Raw genomic sequence first — 23,969 nt, forward strand, 5'->3', positions numbered from 1 at the left:
GCCGTAGTCCTCTGCGTGTCGACTCTTGCTCGATGGACGGACGGGGAGCCGGGGTCAGCTCCAGAAGAGCAGCGGTTCCTGCGGGCCCTTGGTGGCGATGAAGGCGGCCGCGCCGACGCGGTGCTCGCCCTGGCCGGAGGTGACCGCGTGCAGCATGCGGGGGCTGAAGATGATGAGGTCGCCGGCCTCCGGGTGGATCTCGACCACCGGCGCCTCGACGGAGTCCCGCTCCAGGCCCTCGACCTCCAGGATGACCTTGGTCTCCTCGGGGGTGGGCTCGCGCAGCCACAGCTGGAGGTTGCCGCCCTCCTTCGGCACCTGGAGGTAGATGTTGGCGACCAGCTGGTTGAGCACGCCCGCGATCTCGGGGGCGTCGGTCTCCTGGTCGATCGCGTCGTTGTGCGGGTAGAACTCCGAGGTGGTGGGCTGGAAGACCCGGAAGGCGCCCACGAAGCAGGCCCGGCCGCGCAGTCGCAGCAGGTTGGCCCCGGACGGCCAGAGCTCCTGGAGCTGGAGGCGGACCCGGTCGACCGGCGAGAGGTAGGGGTGGAACATCGAGCGGACGTCCTCGATCGCCGGCAGGGCGGCGTCGTGGTACTGCCGGGTGAGGTCCTCGTCCCACTTGGTGTCGATGTGCGGCATGTAGACGCGGCCGACGCTGCTGGTGTGCTGCTTGTGGTAGTGGCCGAGCGCCTGGTGGTTGATCGCCTTCTGGGCGACCTCCTTGGCGATCTCGACGGGGTAGTAGCCGCGCACGTGGATCGCGCCGATCTCGCGGTTGGCCAGCTGGAGCAGGCTCTCGGTGGTGAGCTCGTCAGCGATCTTGTTGGTCGCCGACCTGACGACCGGGGTGGTGACGGTCACGGATGTGCTCCTCTTGGTGGACGGGAACGGGTTGGTGCAGGCGTGGGACGGTGCGGTCGTGGACGCGGCGGCCCGCCGCGGTGGCGCGGTGCGGTGGTGTGCTGCGGTGCGGCCGGCGCGGGCGGACGGGGTCAGGCCGCGTGGCCGGGCAGGCCCTCGGTGCGCGGGGGGCCGGCGTGCGGCCCGTCGGCGCGCGGGGCGTCGGCGCGCGGGGCGTCGAGGTCGCGCCAGACCGTGTCGAGGGCGTCGACGAGCCGGCGGACGTCCTCGGGCCCGTGCACGGCGGACGGCGCGATCCGCAGGATCTCCTCGCCGGGCCGCACGCTCGGTGCGTTGATCGGCTGGATGTAGTCGCCGTGGCGTTGCAGCAGGAGGGCGGACGCCTTCCGGCAGAGCTCGTCCTCGCCCACGAGGACGGAGACGATGTGCGACCGGTCCGAGAGGAAGGGGATCCGGCGTTCCGTCAGGAGGCGGTGCAGCAGGCGCGCGTTCCGCCGCAGGGCGTCCCGCTCCGACTCCGACGTCCTGAGGTGGCGCACGGCGGCGAGCGCGGCCGCCGCCACCGCGGGCGGCAGCGACGTGGTGAAGATGAACGGGCGGGACAGGCCGCGGACGGCGTCGACCAGCGCCGCCGGTCCGGCGACGTAGCCGCCGCTCACGCCGAACCCCTTGGCCAGCGTGCCCATCACGACGGTGAACTCGTCCGCGAGCCCGGCCTCGGCCGCCAGCCCGGCGCCCTGGGGGCCGTACATCCCCACGGCGTGCACCTCGTCCAGGTAGGTCGTCGCGCCGTGCCGCCGGGCAGTCGCGGCGACCTCGGCGAGCGGTGCGACGTCCCCGGACATCGAGTAGACCGACTCCAGGACGACCAGCTTCGGCCGGTCCGGCCCGGCCTCGGCCAGCAGTTCGTCGAGATGACCGGCGTCGTTGTGCCGGAATATCCGCTTGGCCGCGCCACTGTGCCGGATTCCGTCGATGATGGACGCGTGGTTCAGCTCGTCCGAGAAAACAACGCAGTCGTCGGGAATTCCGGCCAGCACGGCGAGAGCGCCGTCGTTGGCGGTATATCCGGACGTGAAGAGAAGCGCCTCCTCCTTGCCGTGCAGATCGGCCAGCTCCCTTTCCAGGAGCACGTGCTGGTGGTTGGTACCGGCGATGTTCCGGGAGCCTCCCGAGCCCGCGCCGAACCGGCCCGCGGCCTGCTGCATGGCTGCGACCACGGCGGGGTGCTGACCCATGCCGAGATAGTCGTTGCTGCACCAGACGTTGACCTCAAAGACGCCGCCGGCCGGGTCCGGAGCGGTCGTCGCGGCCGGGAAGCGGCCGGCGACCCGGCCGATCTCCAGGAACTCCCGGCCTCGCCCGGACGGATCCGCCAGGCGCTGCGAAAAGAAGTCGAAATGCCGGTTCACGAAATCACCCCCCCTGTCTGACTTTCGTTTCCACGAAGCGCCGCCGGTCGGTGACCCCGGCTCACCACAAGCTAGGCGACGCCCGTCGGGACTGTCCAGGGAGATCGCTATCCGCATTTCCACTGCCCGGTAACCGGCGGTCCACCGGCCGCGCCACTGCCTGTCCGGTTTCCCGGCGATTACCGGGCAGTGGACGAAGTTCCGGTGCGTCCGAACAGGCCGTGCGATGCTTTTCCGGGTGCGCCGCGCGCCCGACGGGAGGCTGTGATGCGCGTGGAGTCCGACGGAATGCTCTCGGTGGCGGCGGTGCTCGCCGAGTCGGCCCTGCGGCGGCCGGACCACCCGGCCGTCGTCCACGAGGGGCGGGAGCTGCGCTACGGCGAGCTCTGGGAACGGGCACGGCGCCATGCGGCCGTGCTGCGCGCTGCCGGCACCCGCCCCGGAGACCGGGTCGCCCTGCTGCTGACCGACACCCCGCACTTCCCGGCGGTGTACTTCGGCGTGCTGGCGCTGGGCGCGGTCGTCGTCCCCGTCCACCCGCTGCTGCGCGCCGGGCAGATCGCGCACGTGCTCCGGGACAGCGGCGCGCGGACGCTGGTCTGCTCGGCGGCGATGCTGCCGCAGGCCCTGACGGCGGTGCGCGACGCGACGGCCGAACCGGGGCCGCCGGTGGCGGTGTTCACGCTGGACGACGCCCCCTCGGCGGCCGCCGAGGGGCCGGGCCCGGGCCGCCCGGCCGCCGGCCCGCACGGAACCCCGCCGGAGCCGGCCTGCGAGCGGACCGGCGAGCGGACCGACGGCGTGCCGAGGATCGACCTGCTCGCCGCGCGGGCCGAACCCGTCGAGGGGTACCTGCCGCGGGCCCCCGGGGACGTCGCCGTCATCCTCTACACCTCCGGGACCACCGGGCGGCCCAAGGGCGCCGCGCTCACCCACCTCAACATCGTCATGAACCTCATGACGACCGCGCGTTCCCCCTTCGACATGGGCCCCGGGGACCGGCTGCTGGGCTGTCTGCCGCTCTCCCACACCTTCGGCCAGCTCTGCGGGATGGGCGTGTGCTTCCTGGCCGGGGCCACCCTGGTGCTGATGTCCCGGTTCGAGGCCCGGCGGGCGGTCGAGCTGATGGCGGCCCACGACTGCACGGTGTTCATGGGCGTGCCCACGATGTACCTGGCCCTGCTGGAGGCGGTCGCGGCGGACCCCGGGGGCCCGCGCCCCCGGCTCGACCGCGCCTACTCGGGCGGCTCGGCGCTCCCGGTGAAGGTGCTGGAGGAGGTGCAGGAGGTGTTCGGCTGCACCGTCTACGAGGGGTACGGCCTGACCGAGACCTCCCCGGTCGTGGCCTACAACCAGAAGGCCTGGCCGACCAGGCCCGGGACGGTGGGGCGGCCGGTCTGGGGCGTCGAGGTGGGGATCGCCCGGCCGGACGTCGAGGGCCGGATCGAGCTGCTGCCCGGCGCCGCCGTGGGCGAGGTGGTGGTCCGGGGTCACAACGTGATGGCGGGCTACCACGGCCGGCCGGACGCGACCGCCGAGGTGCTGGTCGACGGCTGGTTCCGCACCGGGGACCTCGGCAGGGTCGACGCCGACGGCTGCCTGACGATCGTCGACCGCAAGAAGGACCTCGTCGTGCGCGGCGGCTACAACGTCTATCCGCGCGAGGTGGAGGAGGTGCTGGTGCACCACCCGGCCGTCGCCCGGGTCGCGGTGATCGGGGTGCCGGACCGCGTCCACGGCGAGGAGGTGTGCGCGGTCGTGGTGCCCGGGCCCGGCAGGGTGGCGGACGCCGCCCTCGCCGCGGAGATCACGGCGTGGGCCCGGGAGCGGATCGCCGCCCACCAGTACCCGCGACGCGTCGAGTTCCTGCCCGAACTGCCGCTCGGGATCAGCGGGAAGGTGCTCAAACGGGAGCTGGCCGCACGGTTCGGGTCGTGAACCGTACGGCGTCCGGACCGCCGCCCCCCGCGGGCGGCCGCCCTCCCCGCGGCGCGCCCGCCCCGGGCCGGCCCGGGCCGCCGTCCCCCGGCGACCCGCCCGGCCCGGGGTCAGGCCGCCGAGAGCGGTTCCAGCGTGATGGTCGTGGACGAGGGGGCGGTGTCGTCCGGGCCCGGCCGGCGGATCGCCAGCTCCGGCCCGGCCAGCTCCGGCCGGGCCGTGACGATCACCAGCAGCGACAGCGGACCCGGGGTGTGGACCGCGTCGCCGAGCGAGGCGAGCACCGGGTCGTCGCCCCGGTGCAGGTCCTCCAGCACGACCACCAGCGGCTGGCCGGCCGCCGCCCGTTCGAGCGCGCTGTGCAGCCCGCCGGAGGCCTGCTCCCGGGGCCGCGCGACCGAGTCGGCGCTCCAGAGCGTCGCCACGCCGTCCTGCCGGAGACTGTCGCCGAAGTCGGTGACCAGCCCGCTCTTCCCGGTGTCCCGGTTGCCGAGGATGGTCACCACATGGGGTTTGCGTTTGCGCCGCACCAGGGTCAGCAGGCTGCGCAGCAGCTCCAGTTCGGCGACCCGGTCGGGCGAGCGCAGTGCCGCGGCCTGCGGCCGGCCGATGCCCTGCGGTGGCGGTACGGCGCCCTGCTGCGGTACGGCGCCCCGGGGCGGCACGACGGTGCTGCGCAGCGGGGCGCGGCCGGGTTCGGTGCAGTAGGGGGTGACCGGGCGCCCCGCCGGGACGCTCCGGCGGGGCGCCCGGGCGGCCGGGCCGGCGGGTGCCGTGGGCAGGTCGAGGGAGGGGTCGTGACGCAGGATCGCCCGGTAGAGGTCCTGGAGCTCCGGGCCGGGCTCCAGGCCGAACTCGTCCAGCAGCCGGGGCCTGAGCCGCCGGTAGACGCCCAGCGCCTCCACGTGGCGGCCGCAGCGGTAGAGCGCCAGCATCAGCAGCCGGCACAGCCGCTCCCGGGGGGCGGCCAGGGCGACCTCGGCCTCCAGCTCGGCCATCACCTCGTGGTGGCGGCCGCTGTCCAGCTCGGCCTCGAAGTAGTCCTCCAGGGCCGCCATCCTTGAGTTGCGCAGGGCGGCCAGCTCCGGCCAGTCGATGCCGGTCTCGGCGAGGTCCTCCAGGACGGGCCCGCGCCAGCAGTCCAGCGCCGTCCGCAGCAGCCGGGCGGCGTCACCGGGCGAGCCGGAGACCAGGGCCGCCCGTCCGTCCTGGAGGAGGGACTGGAAGTGCGCCAGGTCGATGTGGTCGGCGTCGATCCGCAGCATGTACCCGGGTGCCCGGCTGACCAGTTCGGCCGCGCGCGGGTCGACCCGGGCGCGGGCCAGCAGGCCGCGCAGCCCCGACACGGCGTTCTGCAGCATCTTCCGTGCGGTCGGCGGGGCCTCCTGCGGCCACATCGCCTTCAGCAACTGGTTGGTCGAGACCACCCGGTTCGCGTGGAGCAGCAGGAACCCGAGCGTGGTCCGCTGGATGACGCCGCCCAGCGGCAGCGCACGGCCGTGGTGGACCACCTCCAGGGGCCCCAGCAGCCGGAACACGACCTGCTCCGCCGCCGGGGCGGAGGCGGGCCCGGCCGGCCCGCCCGGCCCCGGGCGTCCGGCGCGGTCGTACGGCCGGTCCGCCGGGGGCTCCGGCGCGAGCAGGGACCGGCTCGGACCGCCCGGGGCGGCCTGGGCCGCACGGCGGTTCCCGGTGGGAAGGGAGCGCAGCCGCAGCGGGTCGGCACCGTTGTCGCGAATGTCTTGAAAGTTGTCAGAAAGGGGCATCCCGCACTCCGGTCGGATATTCGGAAAGGGTCCTCCGCATGAGCGCCGGCTCCAGGTGGCGGACCGGCGCACCGTCCCCGTCGACCTTCCACGAGGTTCGTCGCCGGCCGTCCGGGCTGACCCGGTGGGGCCGGCGCAAGGCTCCGCCTCACAGGGGAGTTGCGTACGCCCGGCGCTCGGTTTACCAGGGCGACCGTATTGACCGGGTGATCTGCGTCACACCCGCGAGGGGCGGGCCGTCGCCGGAAGCCGGGGCAATCCGGCGCATTCCGGGGGGCGGGGCGTCCACCACCTGGGAAGCGCACCCTGCTTTGTTGCGTCCGTCACGTGCTCGGATTACGGTCCTGTCGCATGAACATGACGAACGCCTGAACCGTACATGCAGACAAGGGCGGCAGATGTCCTCCATTGGTTCACTGGCCTCGTTCGCACTGCTCGTGGGAGGGGTCGCCGCCGCGGTGCGCGTCGCCGCACGGCGCTCCGACCCGCGCGAACTCCCCCACCCGGCGGGCTGGACGCTCGCCGGACGCCGGCTCGGCCCGGGCGGCACGGCCGTCCTGCTGGGCGGCACCGTCTACACCGCCTACACCGTGGTGGCCGTTCCCGGACTCACCTACGCCACCGGCGGGTTCGGGCTGTACGCCCTCGCCTACACCGTGCTGCTGCAGCCCGTCGCCCTGGTCGTCCTTCCCGCACTGCGCGAACTGGCCTCCCGTCACGGGCTGCTGACCGCGGCCGACCTCGCGCTCAACCGGCACGGGTCGCACGCGCTGGCACTCGCGGTCGCCCTCACCGGCATCCTCGCGGCGATGCCCTACCTCGTCCTCCAGGTGGTCGGGCTCGAAGCGGTCCTGCGCGTCATGGGGATCGACCCGCAGGGCCCCGCCGGACTGCTCGGCCTCGCCGGGGCGTTCGTGGTCCTCGCCCTCGTCCTCCTCCCCGGCGGGCTGCGGGCCTGTGCCCGGTTCGCGCGCTTCAAGGCCGTCCTGATCTTCGGCATGCTGGCCGTGGTGCTCCTGATGGCCACCCGCCGGACGGCCGGTCCCGGACAGGTGTTCGCCGAGGCCGGCCGGCGGCTCTCCGTCGAGGGCCTCGGCTCCGTCGCCCCGCCCGGCTCCCAGGCCGCCTACCTGACGCTCGCCCTCGGCTCGGCCCTCGCCCAGCTGATGTACCCGCAGGTCCTCACCGTGTCCTTCGCCGCCCGCAGCACCGACGCGCTGCGCCGTGCCGTCCTCTCGCTGCCGCTGTGGACCGCCGCGCTGGGCCTCTTCGCCTACCTCGGCTTCGTCGCGCTCGCCCTCGACGTCCGCACCCCCGACGGGCACGCGGAGCTGGCCGTGCCGATGCTGCTCGACCGGCTCGACGCGCCCCCGGTCTCCGGACTGCTCCTCGGCGCACTGGCGATCGCGGCCCTGCTGCCGGCCGCCGTCATGGCCGTCGGGATCGCCACCCTCGTCGCGCGCAACATCTACGCCGAGTACTTCAACCCCACCGCCACCCCGAAGCACGAGGTCAGGGCGGCCGGCCTCGCCGCCGTCGTGATCATCACGGGCGCGCTCGCCTTCGCCCTCGCCCTCCACCCGCAGGACGCGATCAACCTCCACCTGCTCGGCGGGGTCTGGATCAGCCAGACCCTGCCCGCCGTCGGGCTCGCGCCGTTCACCCGCTGGTTCCACCACCGGGCCCTGCTCGCGGGCTGGGCGGCCGGCATGCTCGCGGGCACCGCGCTGGTGGTCAGCGGGGGCTTCTCCTCCGTCGTCGACGTCGGCCTCGGCCTCGTCCACCTCCCCGTGTACGTCGCCGTCACGGCACTCGTCGCCAACCTCCTCGTGGCGCTGGCCCTCACCCCCGTCCTCGACCGCGCCGGTGTGCCGCGGCGGACCGAGCAGCCCGAGGAGGACCGGGATGTCCAGCGCAGGGGCTCGCGATTCGCGGTGCGGGTTGATTGAAGAGGAGCCGGGGCCCGACCACCCCGCCCAGGCGCCCGACGGCACCCGCACGGCCGGTGACCAGGGGAGCGGTGACCAGGGGAGCGGTGACCAGGGGGGCGGGCCGCCGCACCGGGACCCGCCGGTCCCGCCTGACGGGTTCGACGCCGGCAACGCCGACCGGGACGCCGCCATCGCCCACCTCTTCGCCACCCACTACCACGGGCTCCTGCGGCTCGCCTTCCTGCTCGGCGCCGACGGGGACACCGAGGACGTGGTGGCCGAGGCCTTCTACCAACTGCACCGCCGCTGGGGCCGGCTGCGGACCCCGGACGCCGCGCTCGGCTACCTCCGCGGGACCGTCTGCAACATGGCCCGGATGCGGCTGCGCCACCTCCGGGTCGTCCGCAAGCACACCCACCACCACGTCGAGCGGCTGGAGCTGTCGGCCGAGACCCAGGCCCTCATCAGGGACGAACACCGTTTGGTGGCCAAGGCGTTGGCGGCCCTTCCGGCCAGGCAGCACCAGGTGCTCGTTCTGCGATACTGGCTCGACCTCAAGGAGGCCGAGATCGCCGAGATCATGGGCATCTCGCCGGGCGCCGTGAAGTCCCACGCCTCCAGGGGGATGGCGAGGCTGAGCAGGATCCTGAAGGGGGCCTAGGCATGGGCGCGTCCACCGAAGACCGGCTGCGTGCCGTCCTCGCGTCCCTCGCGGAGACCGTCGAGGAGCCCCCCGAGGACGCCTACCAGCGTGCCCGGCGGGCGTGGAACCGCTTCGAGCTCCGGCGCAGGGCGGTCATGGTCTCGACCGCCCTGCTGGTCGTCGCCGTCGCCTGCGCGATCGGCCTGTGGGCGCTGTCCGGTGCCTCGGCCGGGCAGCACGTCATCTTCGACGACCACACCCGCCGCCCCGGCACCCTCTTCCCGCCCGGGTCTCCGTAGGGTTCGTGGGCCCGCGGGTTCGTGGGCCCTGGGCCGTGGGTCCGTCGCCGGGGGCAACCGGCCCGCGGGGACGGGTCCAGCCGTGGGTCTAGCCGGCCCGGAACGGGGCGAGGTCGGCGGGGTCGTGGGCGCAGATCAGCCGTACCTCGTCCGGCCGGGTGCGGCGCAGCTCGCGCAGGCGCTCGCGGTTGTGCAGACGGGCGCGGTTGTCGACGGCCATCATGCGCTGGAAGGCCGTCAGCGCGGGCGGCCGGCGGGGGGAGGCGGGGTCGGTGTCGGTGCGCGAGAAGTAGGCGTCGCCGCAGTGGAGCAGCCAGCCGTCGGCGTCCCGGACGGCGACGCCGCAGTGGCCCCGGGTGTGCCCCGCCAGCGGGACGAGCAGGAGACCGGGCGCCTCGCGCGGCAGGATCGGGAGCGCCCGGAAGCCGTACCAGTCCTCGGCGGCGGCGTCCGCCCGGTGCTCGGCCCAGCGCGGACCGTGGGCCCACTGGACCGGGCGGTACCGGTCCCGCTCACCGCGGGTGGGCGGCGCCGTGGCGGCCCGCAGCTCGTCGGCGAGGACGTGGACCTCGGCGTGCGGGAAGTCGCCGATCCCGCCGGCGTGGTCGGGGTCGAGGTGGGTCAGCACGATGTGCCGGACGTCGCGCGGGTCGTGGCCGAGCGCGCGGACCTGGTGCAGAGCGGTGCGAGCGGGTTCGAGCCGGGGCCGTACGGTGCCGAGGAAGGCACGCCCGAGCCGGCGGGGGTCGGCGACGTCGCCGGTCCCGAAGCCGGTGTCGACCAGGATCAGCCCCTCCGCGCCCTCCACCAGCAGGCAGTGGGCCGAGAGGTGCCCGACCAGCGGTCCGCCGGCGCCCAGCAACAACCTGCCCCCGACCGGGCACATGGTGGCGCAGTCCAGGTGATGGATGGTCATGTCGTCTCCGGCGGGTCGGGGTTCGGGTCTGGGTTCGGGTTCGGGTCCAGGGGCGGGGTCGGTTCCAGGGGCGGGTTCAGGGTCGGGGACGGGGTCGGTCGTCCGGGGCGGCGCACCGGCTCACGCGATCCGCATCCGGCGGCGGCCCCGGGGGTCGTCGGCCGCGGCGCCGGGTGGCGGTGCGAGCAGCCGGTCCAGCTCCTCGGCCGGTCGGGCGTCCCCGTGCGCGGTGTACAGCTCGCCCGCCACCCGCAGGTGTTCGCGGGCCTCGTCGGCCCGGCCCGTCCCGGCCAGGAAACCGGCGAAGTGCCGCCGCGTCAGGGCGTGCAGCCGCACGTTCCCGGTCGACCGGCACAGCCGCAGTGCCTCCCGCCAGACCCGCTCGGCCGCCGTCCGCTCGCCCAGCGCCTGAAGGGCGAGGGCCTCGCTGACCATCGCCCAGAGATGGGCGTTGGCCGTCGGGTTGTCCGCCAGCAGGGCGCGGGTCTCCCGCGCGTGGTCCAGCGCCGCCGCCGAGTCGCCGAGGACGACCTTGACCGCCGCCGCGTTGCTGAGCACCGTGGCGGCGTGCTCGCGCAGCCCGCTCGCCCGGATCAGGTCGAGGGCGGCCTGCGAGAGCCGGTCGGCCCCGGCCGGGTCGCCGGACAGCGCGGCCATGGAGGCGCGTACCGAGAGGGCGTGGATGTGCAGGTCGCCGTCGTCCGGGGTGGTCCGGGCGACGGCCTGGGCGGCGAGCGGCAGCGCCTCGGCGACGTGTCCGGCGGAGCCGAGCGCGCAGGCCGTCGCCGCCTCCATGGCGGCGAGGCCCTCGCGGCCGCCGTCCAGCCGGGCGGCCCGCAGCCCGATCCGCAGGCAGCCGAGCCGGTCGGAGACGCGTCCGGCGCCGTAGTACAGGGTGGCCGTCACCCGGGCCAGGCGCCAGGCGCGTTCGTGCTCGCCGCGGTCGGTGGCGGCCGTCACCAGCGCTCGCAGCACCGGCTCCTCGGCGTGGCACCAGGCGAGCGTGGACGGCGCGTCGGCGAGCCGGGGCAGCGCCAGCGGCCCCGGCCCCGCCGGCCGGAACGGCTCGTGGAACGGGTTCATCCGCTGCACGGCCAGGCCGGCGGCGACCAGCTCGTAGTCGGCCAGGTTCCGGAACGCCTGCCGTCGGCGCTCCTCGGGAAGCCGCTCGAACAGCTCCGCGCCGTAGAGCCGGACGAGGTCGTGCCGGCCGAAGCGGCCGGGCGAGGGCTCGGTCAGCAGGTGGTGGGCGGTGAGCGGGCCGAGCGCCTGCCGGGCGGCGGCGGCGTCCGTGCCGAGCAGGGCGGCCGCCGCGTACGGGTCGGCCTCGGCGCCGGGGTGCACGGTCAGCAGTGCGAGCAGGCTCCGCGCGCCGTCCGGCAGGTGCGGGTAGGTCAGGGAGAGCGCCGTCCGGACACTGGTCACCCCGCCCGGGGTGCCCAGGGAGGCCAGCCGGGTCCGCTCGTCGGAGAGCTCCTCCACCAGGTCCGCGACCCGCCAACCGGGGCGGGCGGCGAGCCGGGCGGCCACGATCCGCAGCGCGAGCGGCAGCCGGTCGCAGAGCCCGACCAGTCGTCCGGCCGCGTCCGGCTCGGCCCCCACCCGCTCGGCCGTCAGCTGCCGCTCCAGCAGCCGGCGGGCGTCCCCGGCGGGCAGCGCGTCGAGCTGGAGCAGGGCGGCGCCGTCGGTGACCACCAGGTCCTCCAGGCTGTTCCGGCTGGTGACCACCGTGGCGCAGCCGGGCCCGGAGGGCAGCAGGCCGGCGACGTCGGCGACGCACCGGGCGTTGTCCAGCACGACGAGCAGCCGACGCCGGCCGGTCTGCTCCCGGAAGAGCGCCGCCCGCGCGTCCCGCTCCTCGGGGATGGCCGTCTCGGGCACGCCCAGGGCCCGCAGGAAGCCCCCCAGCACCTGCCCGGGGTCGCCCGGACCGGCCGGGTCGAAGCCGCGCAGGTCCGCGAAGAGCCTGCCGTCCGGGAAGCCCGCCGCCGCGCGGTGTGCCCAGCGGACCACCAGCGCGGTCTTGCCCACGCCGGCCGGGCCGGCCACCACGGCCAGGCCGTCCCCGCTGCGGTCCGGGCCGCACTGCTGGTCCAGCCAGCCGTCCTCGGTCGCGCGGCCGACGAAACCCCGGGGCGGGGAGGGCAGTTGGCCGGCGACGGGCACGGCTGCGGGCACGGGCACGGGCATGGGCACGGCGGGCATGCCGGGGGCCCCGGTGGCGGGACCGGAGCCCTGGGCGGTGGGCCGGTCGGTGGGCGACTGTTCGGCGACCCGGTCGGCGACCCGGTCGGCGGTCAGGACCGCGGTGAGGGCCGCCTGGAGCGCGGGGCCCGGCGTGACGCCCAACTCCTCGTCCAGCCGCACGCGGGCCCGGTGGTAGACGCGGAGCGCATCCGGGCCGCGACCGCCCTGGTGCAGGCAGCGCATCAGCAGGGCCGTGGTGGGCTCGCGCAGCCCGTCCGCACGGACGCTCTGCTCCAGCGCGGGGACGGCCGTATGACCCTGCCCGAGCCGCAGCTGCCGCCCGGCCCACGCGGTCAGGGTCTCCGTGCGGGTGTCGTCGAGCCGGTCGGCCAGGGCGGCGCAGAGCGGGGTGGCCGGGAGGTCGGCGAGTGCCGCACCCCGCCAGAGCCGCAGCGCCTGCTGGAGCAGGGCGGCGGCGGCCGCGTCGTCGGCGGTCGTCGCGGCGCGTGCGGCCAGCGCCCCGGCGGCGAGCGCGTCCACCGCCCCGGGCTCGCCGGTCAGCTGGTAGCCGGGCGACCGGGTGAGCAGCGTGAACCCCGAACCGGCCAGGACCTTGCGCAGCGCCGCGACGTGCCCCTGCAAGGCCGCCCTCGCTCGGGTCGGCGGCGCGTCGGCCCAGAGCAGCTCGAAGAACCGCTCGACCGGCACCGCCCGCCCGAGTTCCAGCGCGAGCAGGGCGAGCACCGCCCGTCGCTGCGCGCCGCCCACCCCGGCGGCCTCGCCGTCCGTGAGCCGCAGCTCGACCGGGCCGAGCAGCCGTATCCCCATGTCCCGTCCCGCCTGTGCCGCCGTGTCCGCCGCGTCCGCGAAGGTCGCGGGCAGCCTACCGGCGAGTAGGGCGCCGGCGGCACCCGCCGTCCGCCGGGGGCGCCGACGGCCCTGCGGCGGTGGCCGTCCTACCTGGGCGCGTGCCGTACGAAGGCACTGACGGGGCGTCAGGTCGCGTCGCCAGAGGGGGTGGAGGGGGCGGAGGGGGCGGAGGCGGTGGCCCGGTGCGGGGCGACGCCGGGGGTGAGGAGGAAGCGCTCCGGGCGGTCCGGGGTGCGGCGCTCCTCGGGGGCGAGGAGGTCCCGGCGGGCCAGCCAGACGAGGAGCCGGGCGCGGCAGTGCTGGTCACGGTCGTCGTCCGCCAGCCCCACCTCCGCGCGCTCCCGGGGGAGGGGGAGGCCGGTCTCGCGGAGCAGGACCCGGGTCGGACGGCCGTCCTCGCCCGGCAGCACGTCGAGGACGGAGAAGTGCGAGCCCGGCGGGAACACCACCTCGTGCTCACCCTCCTCGGCGAACACCGCCGTCCGCCGGCCGGTGGCCGACCAGACGGCGAACTCGACCGGTGTCCCCAGCTCGACGTCGTGGGAGGGGAGACCGACGACCGGTGCGGGTTCGGTCAGCCGGGCCCCGGGGACGTAGTGCCGCAGCTCCTCCGCGGTCGCGTGGGCGCCGAGCAGCACGGCGCCGTGGTGGCTCGGCAGCCTGCGCAGGCCGGATCCGAGGCAGGCCAGGAACGCGTCCAGCGGCCCCGGGTCGGGCCGGCGGGCCGCCTCGACCAGCTCCGCGCGGGAGACCGGGGCACCGGGGTCGGCGTGGTGCAGGAACACCGCAGCGAGGTCGGTCTTCAGCTCGTTGAGATCGTCGCGGCCGCCGGAGCGCAGGGCCGGAAGCCGGGTGGCCACCTGGTCGGCGTGGCTGGCGCAGCGCTGGAAGTGGCCGCCCAGGAGGTCCTTGACGGCGGCGCGTTCGGCGGCGGTGCTCGGGCGGGCCGGTGCGGCGGCCGTCTCGGGCCCGAAGGGCCGGGCGAGGCCCGGGGCGTGGCCGGTGGCGGTGGCGGTGGCGGGGGTGGGTGCGGTCTCGGTCTCGGGCCCTTGATCGGGGCCGGGTGCTGGTGCTGGTGCCGGTGCCGGTGCCTCGGAGGCGGCCGCCTCCGTGTCCGGCAGGGTGTCCGGTGCCTGGTCGGTGTCGGGTGCGGCGTCCACGTCCGACGCAGAGTCGACGTCTGACGCAGGATCCAGGTCCGACGCAGGATCCAGGTTGGTCATGGGGTGAGTGTCCGGCGTGGGGTCGGTGTCGGGTATGGCCTGCGCGTCCGACGCAGGGTCCACGTCCGACGCAGGGTCGACGTCCGACGCAGGATCCAGGTCGGGCCCGGGGTGAGTGTCCGGCGCGGGGTCGGTGTCGGGTGCGGCGTCCGCGTCCGGCGCGGCGTCCACGTCCGGCACGGCGTCCGCGTCCGGTCGTACGGGCCGGTCGGCGTCGAGGTTCCCCGGTGTGGTGGCGTCGGGGCTCGCCACTCCGCGGACCGTCAGCCGCGGCGCGGGCGCGCCCTGCCCGGCGAGCGCGGTCACCAGGTCGCCCGCACCGGCCGCCACGTCCGGCGGTACGGGCCGGCCCTCCTCACCGACGATCAGCAGCGGTCCTGCGGGGTCGGGGTCCAGCAGCCGCGGTGCCAGGTCCTGTGGCGGGTCCCCGGGCCGAAGCCAGAGGCCGGCCGGCACGGCCTCCAGGAGCCACCCCGGCACCGCGGCCGCGAAGAGCGCCGGCCCGCACGGCGACAGGCCGGCCGGTGCGCTGCGCCAGGCGGAGGCCACGACACGGCGCAGGCCGGCCGAGGCGGTGAGTTCGGTGAGCCACGGTTCCCAGGCCGGGACTCCGTCGGCGTCCAGGACGCGGGCGGAGAAGCCGCCGGCGGTGCGCTGCGGCAGGCCGACGGCCACGCGGACGTCGCGTTCCAGTTCGGCGGCGAGCCCGGCGGCGAGCACGGTGAGTGCCGCGGTGGGCGCCCAGGGCGCGCTCAGCAGCAGCCCGGTGGGCGGCCGGGGGAACAGCCGGCGGGTGGTGGCGGCCAGGCGGTGGGCCTGCGGCAGCGGCTCGCCGGGGCGGCCGACGAGCAGGACCACAGTGCCCTCCCCGGCCTCGGCCCGGGCCGGCGCTCCGGGAGTCCCGTCGAGCGGGTCCGGGCCGGTGCCGATCCGGAAGCCGCCGGTGAAGGGGGTGGCCGGGAGGTCGTCAGGGTGGTCCGGAACGGGGGGCTCTGCGGACACCGGACCGGTCCGGATGCCGAGGGGAGCGGCCGGGCTCGCCGGCCCGTCCGTGGACGGGTTCGGGGGCGTCGGCGCGCTCGCGGGCACCGGCTCCGGCGCGGTGGCAGCCGGCGGCGGCGGGGGAGCGCCGACGCTCGTGAGCGGTCCCGCCGGGGTGGCGGGGACGGGCGCCTCGCCGGCCGGCGCGGGTGCCGGGGCCACCACCCACCCCGGTGCCGGTGCCGGTGCCGGCGTCTGCGCTGGCGCTGGTGCCACGGCCCGGGCGGCGGGTGCCGTGGCCCAGCCCTGCACCGGTACCGCCGGCGCGACCGGGACCGGGACCGGGACTGGGGCCGCGACCGGTACCGCGGCCGGTGCCGGGTGGGATGCCGCGTTGACGACCGCCGGGACCACCCCGGACCGGGCGGCGCCGCCCCGGTGGGAGAGCGGCCAGACCGGGCCGAGCCGGCGGACCACCCCGGCGGGCGTGCAGAGCCACCAGGACGACGGGACGCCGCCCTCCGGACCGGTCGTCAGCAGCGTGCCGTCCGGGCGCAGCGTCACGACCCCGTCCGGGGCGACGATGCCGATCCCGGTCAGCTCGGCGACCTGTTCGGACGGCCGCCGCCCTTCGGCCGGGGCGGCGGCCAGCCCGGAGGCGGCGAGGACCAGGGCGGTGGCCCCCCTCGCGGAAACCGTGCGGATCAGCTCGTCGAGCCGCTCGAACAGCACGTCCGGAGCATCGGGGGCGGCGGCGAGCACGGTCACGGTGCGCACGACCGGCTCCAGCCGCGCCAGCGCCGTGGTCAGCGCGGGAGGCAACGCCGCCGGCCCGCCACTTCCGCCGTCGCCCGGGGCGATGACGAAGTGCGGGCCCGCCTGGTGCAGGGTCGAGGGGCGGGAGCCGGCCGCGGGCCGGGGCGCGGTGGGGCCGAGGCGGCGGGCCAGCCGGCGCCAGGCCGGTGCGGCATCTGCGGCCGGGTCGTCACCGCGCCCCGCGCCGACCGTCTGTCCTGCTGTGCTCAACGCTCTGCCCTCTCGCCGCCGGCCGCGGCTGCGGCGGGTTCCAATCGGCTCTACGGGTGCCGGACCGAAGGTGGTTCAGCCGCCGGACCGAAGCCGGACCGAAGCCGGACCGAAGCCGAAACCGGGGCCGTAGCCGTAGCCGTAGCCGTAGCCCTGGCCGAGGCCGAAGCCCGGGCCGCGGGCCCGGGCCCGGCCTCAGAACCCGCCGTCCTCCGACCCCTCCTTCTCCTCCTCCGCCAGGATCGCGGTCTGCACCTGAACCGTGCGGCGCCGGGTGACGTAGAGGCCACGGCCGGCCGGGAAGGTGCGCGGCTTGAGGTTGCCGAACACGTAGCCCTCGCTGGGCGGGCAGGAGAGCAGCATCACCGGGGTGTTGACCTCCTCCAGCTTGCGCAGCAGGGCGTCGGACATCGCGCGGGCGATGCCGTTCGCACTGCGGGCGACGATCAGGTGCAGGCCGAGTTCGGCGCCCTGGGCCAGGTAGTCGAGCAGGGCCGAGAACGGGTGGCCGCTCATGCTGCCGGAGGCGCCCGACACCAGTTCGTAGTCGTCGACCAGGATGAAGAGTTCGGGCCCCTCCCACCAGTCCCGGAGCTTCAGCCGGGCGGGCGTGATGTCGGCGCCGGGAAGGCGGTTCGCCATGGCCCGGGCCGCGCCGTCGACGATCTGCCGCAGGACGTCCAGGGCGACCGCGTGGCCCAGCCGGTACTCGTCGGGGACGGCCTCGTAGAGCTCGCGGCGGTAGTCGACCAGCATGATCCGTGCCTGGTCGGGGGTGTAGGCGCCGGTGATGGCGGCGGTGGCCAGCTTCAGCAGGTTGGTCTTGCCCGACTCGGTGTCGCCGACCACGAGCAGGTGCGGCGACTCCTCGAAGTCGTGCCACAGCGGCGCGATGGTGGTGTCCTGCAGACCGATCGGGATGCGCAGCCGGCCCTCGGGGGCGGGCAGCGTGGCGGCGTCGACGGTGAGCGGCAGCATCCGGACCTCGGGCGCGCGCGGGCCGGTCCAGTGGTCGGCGATCGCGTCGACGAGGTCCGCGACGCCCTCCCCGAGGTCGTCGGTGCCGCTGTTGCCGTCCAGCCGGGGCAGGGCCGTGAGGAAGTGCATCTGGTCCTCGGTGAGGCCGCGGCCGGGGACCTTCGGCACCTTCGCGGCCGCCCGCATGTTGATCGCGGAGTCGACCGCGTCGCCGAGCCGCAGCTCGAACCGGGTGCCCAGCAGGTCGCGCAGGGCGCCGGTGACCTCGCCCCAGCGGGTGGTGCCGACGATCAGGTGGATGCCGTAGTTGAGGCCGCGCTGGGCGATCAGGGTCAGCGCGGGGGCGGCGTCCGGGAACTCCTGGCGGATGGTGTTCCAGCCGTCGATGACCAGGAAGACGTCGCCGTGCCGCTCCTCGGGAAGTTCGCCGGCCGCCCGGCGCCGGCGGAAGGAGGAGACGGAGTCGATGCCCAGCTCCGCGAAGCGCTGCTCGCGGTGGACCAGGATGGCGTTGACCTCCGCGATGGTGCGCACCACCCGCTCGGGGTCGTGCCGGCCGGTGACCCCGCCGACGTGCGGGAGCCCGCGCAGGGAGGAGAGCGTGCCGCCACCGAAGTCGAGGCAGTAGAACTGCACTTCGGCCGGCGTGTGGGTGAGCGCGAGGCCGGTCATCAGGGTGCGCAGCAGGGTGCTCTTGCCGCTCTGCGGGCCGCCCGCGATGCCGACGTGGCCGTCGGCGGCCGAGAGGTCGGCGGTGAGCAGGTCGCGCAGCTGCTGGAAGGGGCGGTCGACGACGCCGACCGGAACCGTCAGGGTGCCGCGGAGGGCCGGGTCCTCGACGGTCAGGCCGTGCTCCGGGTGCGGCGCGAGCGGCGGCAGCAGTTCGTCCAGCGTCGGCGCCGCGGTCAGCGGCGGCAGCCAGACCTGGTAGGCCGGGGGACCGGCGTCGGTGAGCTTCTCCGCCACGATCTCCAGCAGGCTGCGGGTCTCCTGGGGGGCCGTCGCCTCCTCGGGCGTCTCCTCGACGGGCGCGAGGGGCCGACGCGGCGCGACGTACTCGGTGCCGTAGGCGGCGACCTGGCCGGCCACCACCTCCTGGCGGGCGGCGCGGACCCTGGCCCTGTACGGGCCGGAGACGTACGCGGCCTTGAACCTGGTCAGGGTGGCGATGTCGCTGCGCAGGAACCCGTTGCCGGGCTGGGAGGGCAGCTGGTAGGCGTCCGGGACCCCGAGGACGCCGCGGCTCTCCATCGCGGAGAAGGTCCGCAGGCCGATCCGGTAGGACAGGTGGGACTCCAGGGCGTGCATCCGGCCCTCGTCCAGGCGCTGCGAGGCGAGCAGCAGGTGCACGCCGAGGGAGCGGCCGAGCCGGCCGATCATGATGAAGAGCTCCATGAAGTCGCGGTGCGCGGCCAGCAGTTCGCTGAACTCGTCGACCACCACGAACAGCGTCGGCATCGGCTCCAGAGCCGCCCCGGCGGCGCGCGCCGTCTCGTAGTCCAGCAGCGAGGTGTAGTTGCCGGCCGCCCGGAGCAGCTCCTGGCGGCGGACCAGCTCGCCGTGCAGGGCGTCGCGCATCCGGTCGACCAGCTCGGCCTCGTCGGCCAGGTTGGTGATGACCGCCGAGGTGTGCGGCAGCCGGTCGAGGCCGAGGAACGTCGCGCCGCCCTTGAAGTCCACCAGGACGAAGTTCAGCACCTCGGAGGAGTGCGTGACGGCGAGTGCCAGCACCAGCGTCCGCAGCAGCTCGGACTTGCCCGAGCCGGTCGCCCCGATCAGCATCCCGTGCGGGCCCATGCCGCCCTGTGCCGACTCCTTGATGTCCAGTTCGACGGGCGAGCCGTCGCCGGAGACCCCGAGCGGGACGCGCAGGCGGTCCGCGATGCCGCGGCGGGCCCAGTTCTCGGCGACGTCGTGCTGGTACAGGTCGCGGATGCCGAGCAGCGACGCGAGGTCGAAGTCGGCGTCCAGCGGCTCCCCGGCCTCCGTCGTGTCGCCGATCCGGAACGGCGCCAGCGCGGCCGCCAGCCGGCGGGCGGCGGTGGCCGGCAGGGCGTCGGGCCGGCCGAGGTCGGTGACGTCGTCCCGGTGGTTGCGGTCCGCGCCGACCATGGCCAGCGCACCGTCCTCGATCCGCAGCCGCAGCCGGAACCGCGACGGCTTCCACTCCAGGGTGTCGCCGAGGTCGATCAGGGTGGCGTTGCGGTAGCCGGCGAGGGCGGCCCGGCTGGTGGGGCCGGCCTGCGGGCCGTCCAGCACGATCACGGTGAACGGCTCGTCCCGGCCGGGCTGGGTGTCCGGCTCGTACGGCGGCCGGGCCGCGAACTCGCCGCCGAGCAGCTGCTCGATCTCCGCGACCGAGCCCGCCACCAGCCGCACCGGGCCCACCCCGTCGGTGTCCACCGGGTGGAGGGCGTGCGGCAGCCACTTGGTCCACTCCCACTCGGCGCGGTGCTCCGCGTCGGTGACGACGGCGATCTGCAGCTCGTCGGGAGCGTGGAACACGGCCAGCTGGGCCAGCATCGCGCGGGCCAGGTCGCGGGCGGCCGCGCGATCGTCGGCGCGCAGCAGGACCTGCGCGTAGCCCCGGAGGTAGACCGCGATCGGCTGGTCGGCGACGGTGCCGTAGGCGTTGATGAAGCGACGCAGTGCGTGGGCGCAGAGCGGCTCCAGGTCCTCGACCGGCTTGGTGGCCAGCGGCGCGAGCCGCACGGCGAGGCGCTGCGGACCGGTGCCGATCCGCACGTCGCCGAAGTCCGGGTGCGCGCTCCGGCGCTCCCACAGGCGGGAGGTGCGGGCCAGCGCGGCCAGGGCGGACGGGGCGGGGTGGCGCCAGGCCAGGGCCTCCTGCTGACGGGCGATGTGGCCGCGCACCTGGCGGCGGATCTGGGAGAGGTAGCGCAGGTAGTCGCGGCGCTCGGCGCGCAGCGCCTGCTTGCGGTCGCTGGAGCCGCGGATCAGCTGGGTGACCAGCATGCCCACGGCCGAGAGCCCCATCATGCCCATGGCGATGTAGGTCAGCATGCCTCCGCCGTCCCCGGGGCGCAGGAAGACGAGCACCATGGAGAGCGAGCTCAGCGCCATCGGCGCCATGCTGATCACGCTCGACATCCCGCTCTGCTGCTCCGGCAGGCCGGGCGGCTCCTGCAACTGGATCTCCCCGTCGGGCATCTCCGGGCCGGGGCGCCGGGGAGGACGGTTGACCAGCACCACGCTCAACGAAGGGCTCCTCGCGATGGGGGACGGCCGGCCGGTGATCCGCGGCCCGGGACGCGTGTCGTCCGTCAGGGGACACGGACGGCGGACCGCCACGGGTTCACGGGGCGGTGCGCCGGCGCGTTCCGGCGGGCGGTGAACCTCACGGGCCCCGCCCCACGTAACTCCCGGTGCGGGCGGCGCCCCGGCTGCTCCTCCCCCAGGCGGCCGGGGCGCCCACCCCGCCAGGACCATCCCGCCGAGGCGCCGTGCCACGCCGCCGCCTCCGGCCGGGGTGCTGGAGACTTCCGGGTCGTTGGAGGGTAGGAGACTCTTGAACGGGACTGCCGTTGCCGGACTGTGCCGACTGAGGTTCCGGACACCCGACACGGTGTTCGAACTCGCGGTGCCGGCGGACGTTCCCCTGGCCGACCTGCTTCCGGCGGTGCTCGGCTACGCGGGCCCCGGGGTGGACGAGCAGGGTGTCGACCACGACGGCTGGGTCCTCCAACGGCTCGGCGGTGCGCCGCTGGACGAGGAACTCAGCGCGGACGCGCTCGAACTGCACGACGGCGACGACCTCTACCTGCGCCCGCGCCGCGACGCGCTGCCCGAGGTGCACTTCGACGATCTGGCGGACGGCGTCGCCTCCGGCATGCGGGACCGCCCGGACACCTGGCGGCCCGCGCTGACCCACCACCTGGCGGTGGGCCTGGCCGTCGCCGTCCTGGCGGGCGCCCTGGCCCTGCTGCTGCTCGACGGGCCGCAGCACACCCGGGGCCTGGCCGCGGCCGTCGCCGGCGTCCTGCTGCTGCTCGGCGCCGTCAGTGCCTCCCGGGCGGTGGGCGACGCCGGTGCGGGCACCGCGCTGGGGGCCATGGCCGTGCCCTACCTGGCCCTGGCCGGTGCCCTGCTGCCGACCGGCGGAGGGGCCGGCGTCACCGGGGCCCGGTTGCTGGCGGGCGGCTCCGCCGCCGCCGGCGCGGCGGTCCTCGCGGTGGCCGCCGTCGGCTGCTCGGCGCCGCTGTTCCTCGGGGCCGTGCTGCTGGCCCTGCACGTCGTCCTGGCGGGCGTGCTGGTGCTGAACGGAGTGACCGTGCAGGAGACGGCGGCGGCGCTCGCCGTGCTGGCGGTGGTCATCGGTGCGTTCGTCCCGGGGATCTGCTTCCGGCTGTCCGGCCTGCGCCTGCCCGCGCTGCCCCGCAACGCCGAGGAGCTCCAGGAGGGGATCGCCGCCTTCCCGAGCACCACCGTGCGCACCCGCAGTGCCGTCGCCGACGGCTACCTGACCTCCTTCCACCTGGCGCTGGGTCTGATCCTCACGCTGTGCATCACCGTGCTGGCCGGCGCCGGGGGCTGGGCCGCGCCGACCCTGACGGGCGCACTCTCGGTGCTCCTGCTCCTGCACGGCCGGGCCATCGGCAGCATCCCGCAGCGGCTCTCGGTCCTGCTGCCCGGTGTCCACGGCCTGGCGCTGCTCGCCGGGGGCGTCGCGCTCCACCAGCAGACCGGCGGCCGCCTGCTGCTCCTGGCCGGACTGCTCGGGCTGGCCGCCGCACTGGCGATCGCGGCCTGGACCCTGCCCGGACGGCGGATGCTGCCCTACTGGGGTCGTGCCGCCGACCTGCTGCACACGACCGCGGCGATGGCCGTGCTCCCGCTGGCACTCGACGTCGTCGGGGTCTACCAGGCCCTGCGGGCCATCGCCGGCTGAGGCGCCCCACCCCGACCCGGGCCCCGTCCGTGACGCCCCGCCCCTGAGGAGAACCACGAGATGCAGTCGAAACGCGACCAGGTGCAGGCGCACCTGTTCGTGATGGGCCGGCTCGCCACCGGCATGCTCCGCGGCGAGCCCGACGCGGCCGACACCCCGGCCGGCCGCACCTCCAGGGGCACCGTCACCGGACTGGTCGTCGCCGCGCTGATCGGCCTGGTGGTCACCCTGTACGGGGTGGTCGTCCCGGGCGGCGCCACGGCCTGGAAGAAGCCCGGCACGCTGATCGTGGTCAAGGAGAGCGGCGCCCGGTACCTCTACCTCGACGGCAGCCTGCACCCCGTGCTGAACGAGGCCAGCGCCCGTCTGCTGGCCGGCGATCAGCTGGTGGTCGACCAGGTCAGCGTGAAGTCGCTGGCCGACACCCCGCGCGGCGCCCCGATCGGCATCCTCGGCGCCCCTGACGGCCTGCCCGAGCCGGCCGCACTCGCCGACGAGCCCTGGTTCTCCTGCGCGGTGACCCGCCCCGGCCCCGGCGCCGTTCGGGCCCCCGGACTCGCCCTCGTCATCGGGCTCACCCGCCAGGGCGACCGCCTGGCGGACAGTCAGGCCGTGTTGATCGCCGCGCCCGACGCCACCGAGTACCTGCTCTGGCGCGGCCGGCGGCTGCGGCTGGACGGCCGCAACGGCGCCCGCCAGGCCCTCGGCCAGGCCTCCGTCACCGCCTACCCCGTGACCGCCGCCTTCCTCAACTCGTTGAGCGCCGGCCCGGACCTCGGAGCACCCGAACTCGACGGCCGCGGCAACGCGGGGCCGATGCTGGCCAACCGCCCGACGAAGGTGGGACAGCTGTTCACCGGCCCCGGCGGTGACCCGTACGTGCTGACCTCGGCCGGACTGGCGCCGCTCAGCCGGATGGCCTTCGAGCTGCTCCGCAACGACCAGCGGACCCAGAGCGGCGCGTACGGGGGCGCGGCCGTCACGCCCGCCGCGCTCACCCCGGCGGACCTCGCGGCGCACACCGCGCCGGCCCCGGCGGCCAACGCGGCCCTGGCCGGCCTGGCCGGCCAGGGCCTGCCCGCCTCGCCGCCCGACCTGCTGGCGGTCCCCCAGGGGCGTGGCGTCTGCGCCGACCTGCGCCTGACCGAGGCGGCCCCGACCACCTCCGTCGCCCTGCTGGACGCCGCCGCCGTCGCGGGCCTGCCGCCGGCCGCCCAGCCGGGCGTCGAGCCGGGCTGCGGCGGCGCCGACAGCATCGCGGTCCGGCCCGGCGGCGGAGCCCTGGTACGGGCGCTGTCCGGTGCGGGTGTCGGCTCGACCCTCTACCTGGTGACCGACGGCGGGGTGAAGTACCCGCTGGCCTCGGCCGCCGTCGCCAAACAGCTCGGCTACGGTGCCGCCACCCCGGTGGCCGTCCCCGAGTCCCTGCTGACCCTGCTGCCGTCCGGGCCGAGCCTCGACCCCGCACCGCTGACGGGCGCCACGGCGGCGCCGCGCCCGAGCGGCCCGGCCTGCCCGCGGTGACGGCGGCGGCGGGTGTGGCGGACCGGCCGGACCGCTGAACCCCGCTGAGCCGTCGCCCCGTTGAACGGACTGAGAGGGCCTGGCGACCCTCTTCCGAGCCCGCCGCATGCGGGTCAACGACGACGAAGGGAACCCGGTGACCACTCCTCCCACCTTGCAGACGGACGACGCGGCCGTCCGCATCATGCTGTCGACGCTGGCGGGGCACGTCCAGACCATGCGTCAGCACGGCGACCGCATCGAGGCCATCAGGCGTGAGATCGGCGACCACTTCAAGGCGGCCTGCAGCACGCTCTACCAGCAGAGCATCGACGACTGGCACGTGAAGTACGGCCAGCTCCAGACGCAGTACGACCACTTCACGCAGAACCTGCACCAGGGTTACAGCACCATCAACACGGCGCACGAGCAGGCGCTCGGTGTCGTCACCGGCGGCGGGTCGCACTCCAACTACGTGCTCGGCGAGCTCAACCGCTGACCGTCCCCGCCCCCGCCGTCCGCC

The 23,969-nt window shown here is 75.7% G+C and carries 14 protein-coding genes; 7 read left to right on the plus strand and 7 right to left on the minus strand.

What is annotated here, in order from left to right:
• Positions 1-54: 54 nt before the first annotated feature.
• Entirely contained in the window at positions 55-864 is an 810-nt protein-coding gene (locus ACFC1F_RS07470) for a 2OG-Fe(II) oxygenase (protein ID WP_209414711.1), read from the minus strand.
• A gap of 131 nt (positions 865-995) precedes the next feature.
• A complete protein-coding gene (gene hemA / locus ACFC1F_RS07475; RefSeq protein WP_376156354.1) occupies positions 996-2,276 on the minus strand; it encodes a 5-aminolevulinate synthase in 1,281 nt (426 codons plus the stop codon).
• Between the two features lie 267 nt (positions 2,277-2,543).
• On the opposite strand from hemA, the gene ACFC1F_RS07480 reads away from it, so the two are divergent.
• Positions 2,544-4,214, plus strand: coding sequence for a long-chain fatty acid--CoA ligase (locus ACFC1F_RS07480; RefSeq protein WP_376156355.1), 1,671 nt, complete (start codon positions 2,544-2,546; stop codon positions 4,212-4,214).
• Positions 4,215-4,324: 110 nt separating this feature from the next.
• Here ACFC1F_RS07480 and ACFC1F_RS07485 read toward each other — a convergent pair whose 3' ends face one another.
• On the minus strand, positions 4,325-5,980 hold the full coding sequence (locus ACFC1F_RS07485; protein ID WP_376156357.1) for a BTAD domain-containing putative transcriptional regulator: 1,656 nt from the start codon (positions 5,978-5,980) through the stop codon (positions 4,325-4,327).
• Between the two features lie 398 nt (positions 5,981-6,378).
• Between ACFC1F_RS07485 and ACFC1F_RS07490 the strand changes: the two genes are divergently transcribed.
• Genes ACFC1F_RS07490 through ACFC1F_RS07500 form a run of 3 tightly spaced genes read left to right on the plus strand, consistent with a single transcriptional unit; the run spans position 6,379 to position 8,853 of the window.
• The gene (locus ACFC1F_RS07490) at positions 6,379-7,929 is read left to right on the plus strand and encodes a sodium:solute symporter (protein WP_376156359.1); all 1,551 of its coding nucleotides are present in this window, start codon (positions 6,379-6,381) and stop codon (positions 7,927-7,929) included.
• Positions 7,922-8,572: a SigE family RNA polymerase sigma factor gene (locus tag ACFC1F_RS07495; RefSeq protein ID WP_376156360.1), complete on the plus strand. Its 651-nt coding sequence runs from the start codon at positions 7,922-7,924 to the stop codon at positions 8,570-8,572. Before ACFC1F_RS07490 ends, ACFC1F_RS07495 begins: the two co-directional genes overlap by 8 nt.
• A 2-nt stretch (positions 8,573-8,574) precedes the next feature.
• Positions 8,575-8,853: a hypothetical protein gene (locus ACFC1F_RS07500; protein WP_209414699.1), complete on the plus strand. Its 279-nt coding sequence runs from the start codon at positions 8,575-8,577 to the stop codon at positions 8,851-8,853.
• 88 nt (positions 8,854-8,941) lie between these two features.
• Here the strand turns inward: ACFC1F_RS07500 and ACFC1F_RS07505 are convergent, their stop codons facing one another.
• The 4 genes from ACFC1F_RS07505 to eccCa all read right to left on the minus strand — a co-directional run bounded on the left by ACFC1F_RS07505 (position 8,942) and on the right by eccCa (position 20,253).
• Positions 8,942-9,769 carry an MBL fold metallo-hydrolase gene (locus ACFC1F_RS07505; protein WP_376156362.1) on the minus strand — a complete coding sequence of 276 codons (828 nt, stop codon included), beginning with the start codon at positions 9,767-9,769 and terminating at the stop codon, positions 8,942-8,944.
• A 120-nt stretch (positions 9,770-9,889) separates the two neighbouring features.
• On the minus strand, positions 9,890-12,784 hold the full coding sequence (locus ACFC1F_RS07510; protein ID WP_376156364.1) for a BTAD domain-containing putative transcriptional regulator: 2,895 nt from the start codon (positions 12,782-12,784) through the stop codon (positions 9,890-9,892).
• A 167-nt stretch (positions 12,785-12,951) separates the two neighbouring features.
• Positions 12,952-16,056 (minus strand): hypothetical protein, encoded by a 3,105-nt coding sequence (locus ACFC1F_RS07515; RefSeq protein WP_376156366.1) that lies wholly within the window; start codon positions 16,054-16,056, stop codon positions 12,952-12,954.
• A gap of 195 nt (positions 16,057-16,251) precedes the next feature.
• Positions 16,252-20,253: a type VII secretion protein EccCa gene (gene eccCa, locus ACFC1F_RS07520; RefSeq protein WP_376156367.1), complete on the minus strand. Its 4,002-nt coding sequence runs from the start codon at positions 20,251-20,253 to the stop codon at positions 16,252-16,254.
• A 271-nt stretch (positions 20,254-20,524) separates the two neighbouring features.
• On the opposite strand from eccCa, the gene eccD reads away from it, so the two are divergent.
• The 3 genes from eccD (at position 20,525) to ACFC1F_RS07535 (ending at position 23,945) form a co-directional block, all read left to right on the plus strand.
• On the plus strand, positions 20,525-21,943 hold the full coding sequence (eccD, locus tag ACFC1F_RS07525) for a type VII secretion integral membrane protein EccD (protein ID WP_376156369.1): 1,419 nt from the start codon (positions 20,525-20,527) through the stop codon (positions 21,941-21,943).
• Between the two features lie 60 nt (positions 21,944-22,003).
• Positions 22,004-23,467: a type VII secretion protein EccB gene (eccB, locus tag ACFC1F_RS07530; protein ID WP_376156370.1), complete on the plus strand. Its 1,464-nt coding sequence runs from the start codon at positions 22,004-22,006 to the stop codon at positions 23,465-23,467.
• A gap of 136 nt (positions 23,468-23,603) precedes the next feature.
• A complete protein-coding gene (locus tag ACFC1F_RS07535) occupies positions 23,604-23,945 on the plus strand; it encodes a hypothetical protein (protein ID WP_376156372.1) in 342 nt (113 codons plus the stop codon).
• Positions 23,946-23,969 lie beyond the last annotated feature (24 nt).

Source organism: Kitasatospora sp. NPDC056181, assembly GCF_042266225.1.
GTDB lineage: Bacteria > Actinomycetota > Actinomycetes > Streptomycetales > Streptomycetaceae > Kitasatospora.

Bases quoted from the DNA above. Each gene is read 5' to 3' on its own strand.
- ACFC1F_RS07480 (WP_376156355.1), top strand. From the start codon at position 2,544: ATGCGCGTGGAGTCCGACGGAATGCTCTCGGTGGCGGCGGTGCTCGCC.
- ACFC1F_RS07485 (WP_376156357.1), bottom strand. From the start codon at position 5,980: ATGCCCCTTTCTGACAACTTTCAAGACATTCGCGACAACGGTGCCGAC.
- ACFC1F_RS07490 (WP_376156359.1), top strand. From the start codon at position 6,379: ATGTCCTCCATTGGTTCACTGGCCTCGTTCGCACTGCTCGTGGGAGGG.
- ACFC1F_RS07500 (WP_209414699.1), top strand. From the start codon at position 8,575: ATGGGCGCGTCCACCGAAGACCGGCTGCGTGCCGTCCTCGCGTCCCTC.
- ACFC1F_RS07505 (WP_376156362.1), bottom strand. From the start codon at position 9,769: ATGACCATCCATCACCTGGACTGCGCCACCATGTGCCCGGTCGGGGGC.
- ACFC1F_RS07510 (WP_376156364.1), bottom strand. From the start codon at position 12,784: ATGGGGATACGGCTGCTCGGCCCGGTCGAGCTGCGGCTCACGGACGGC.
- eccB (WP_376156370.1), top strand. From the start codon at position 22,004: ATGCAGTCGAAACGCGACCAGGTGCAGGCGCACCTGTTCGTGATGGGC.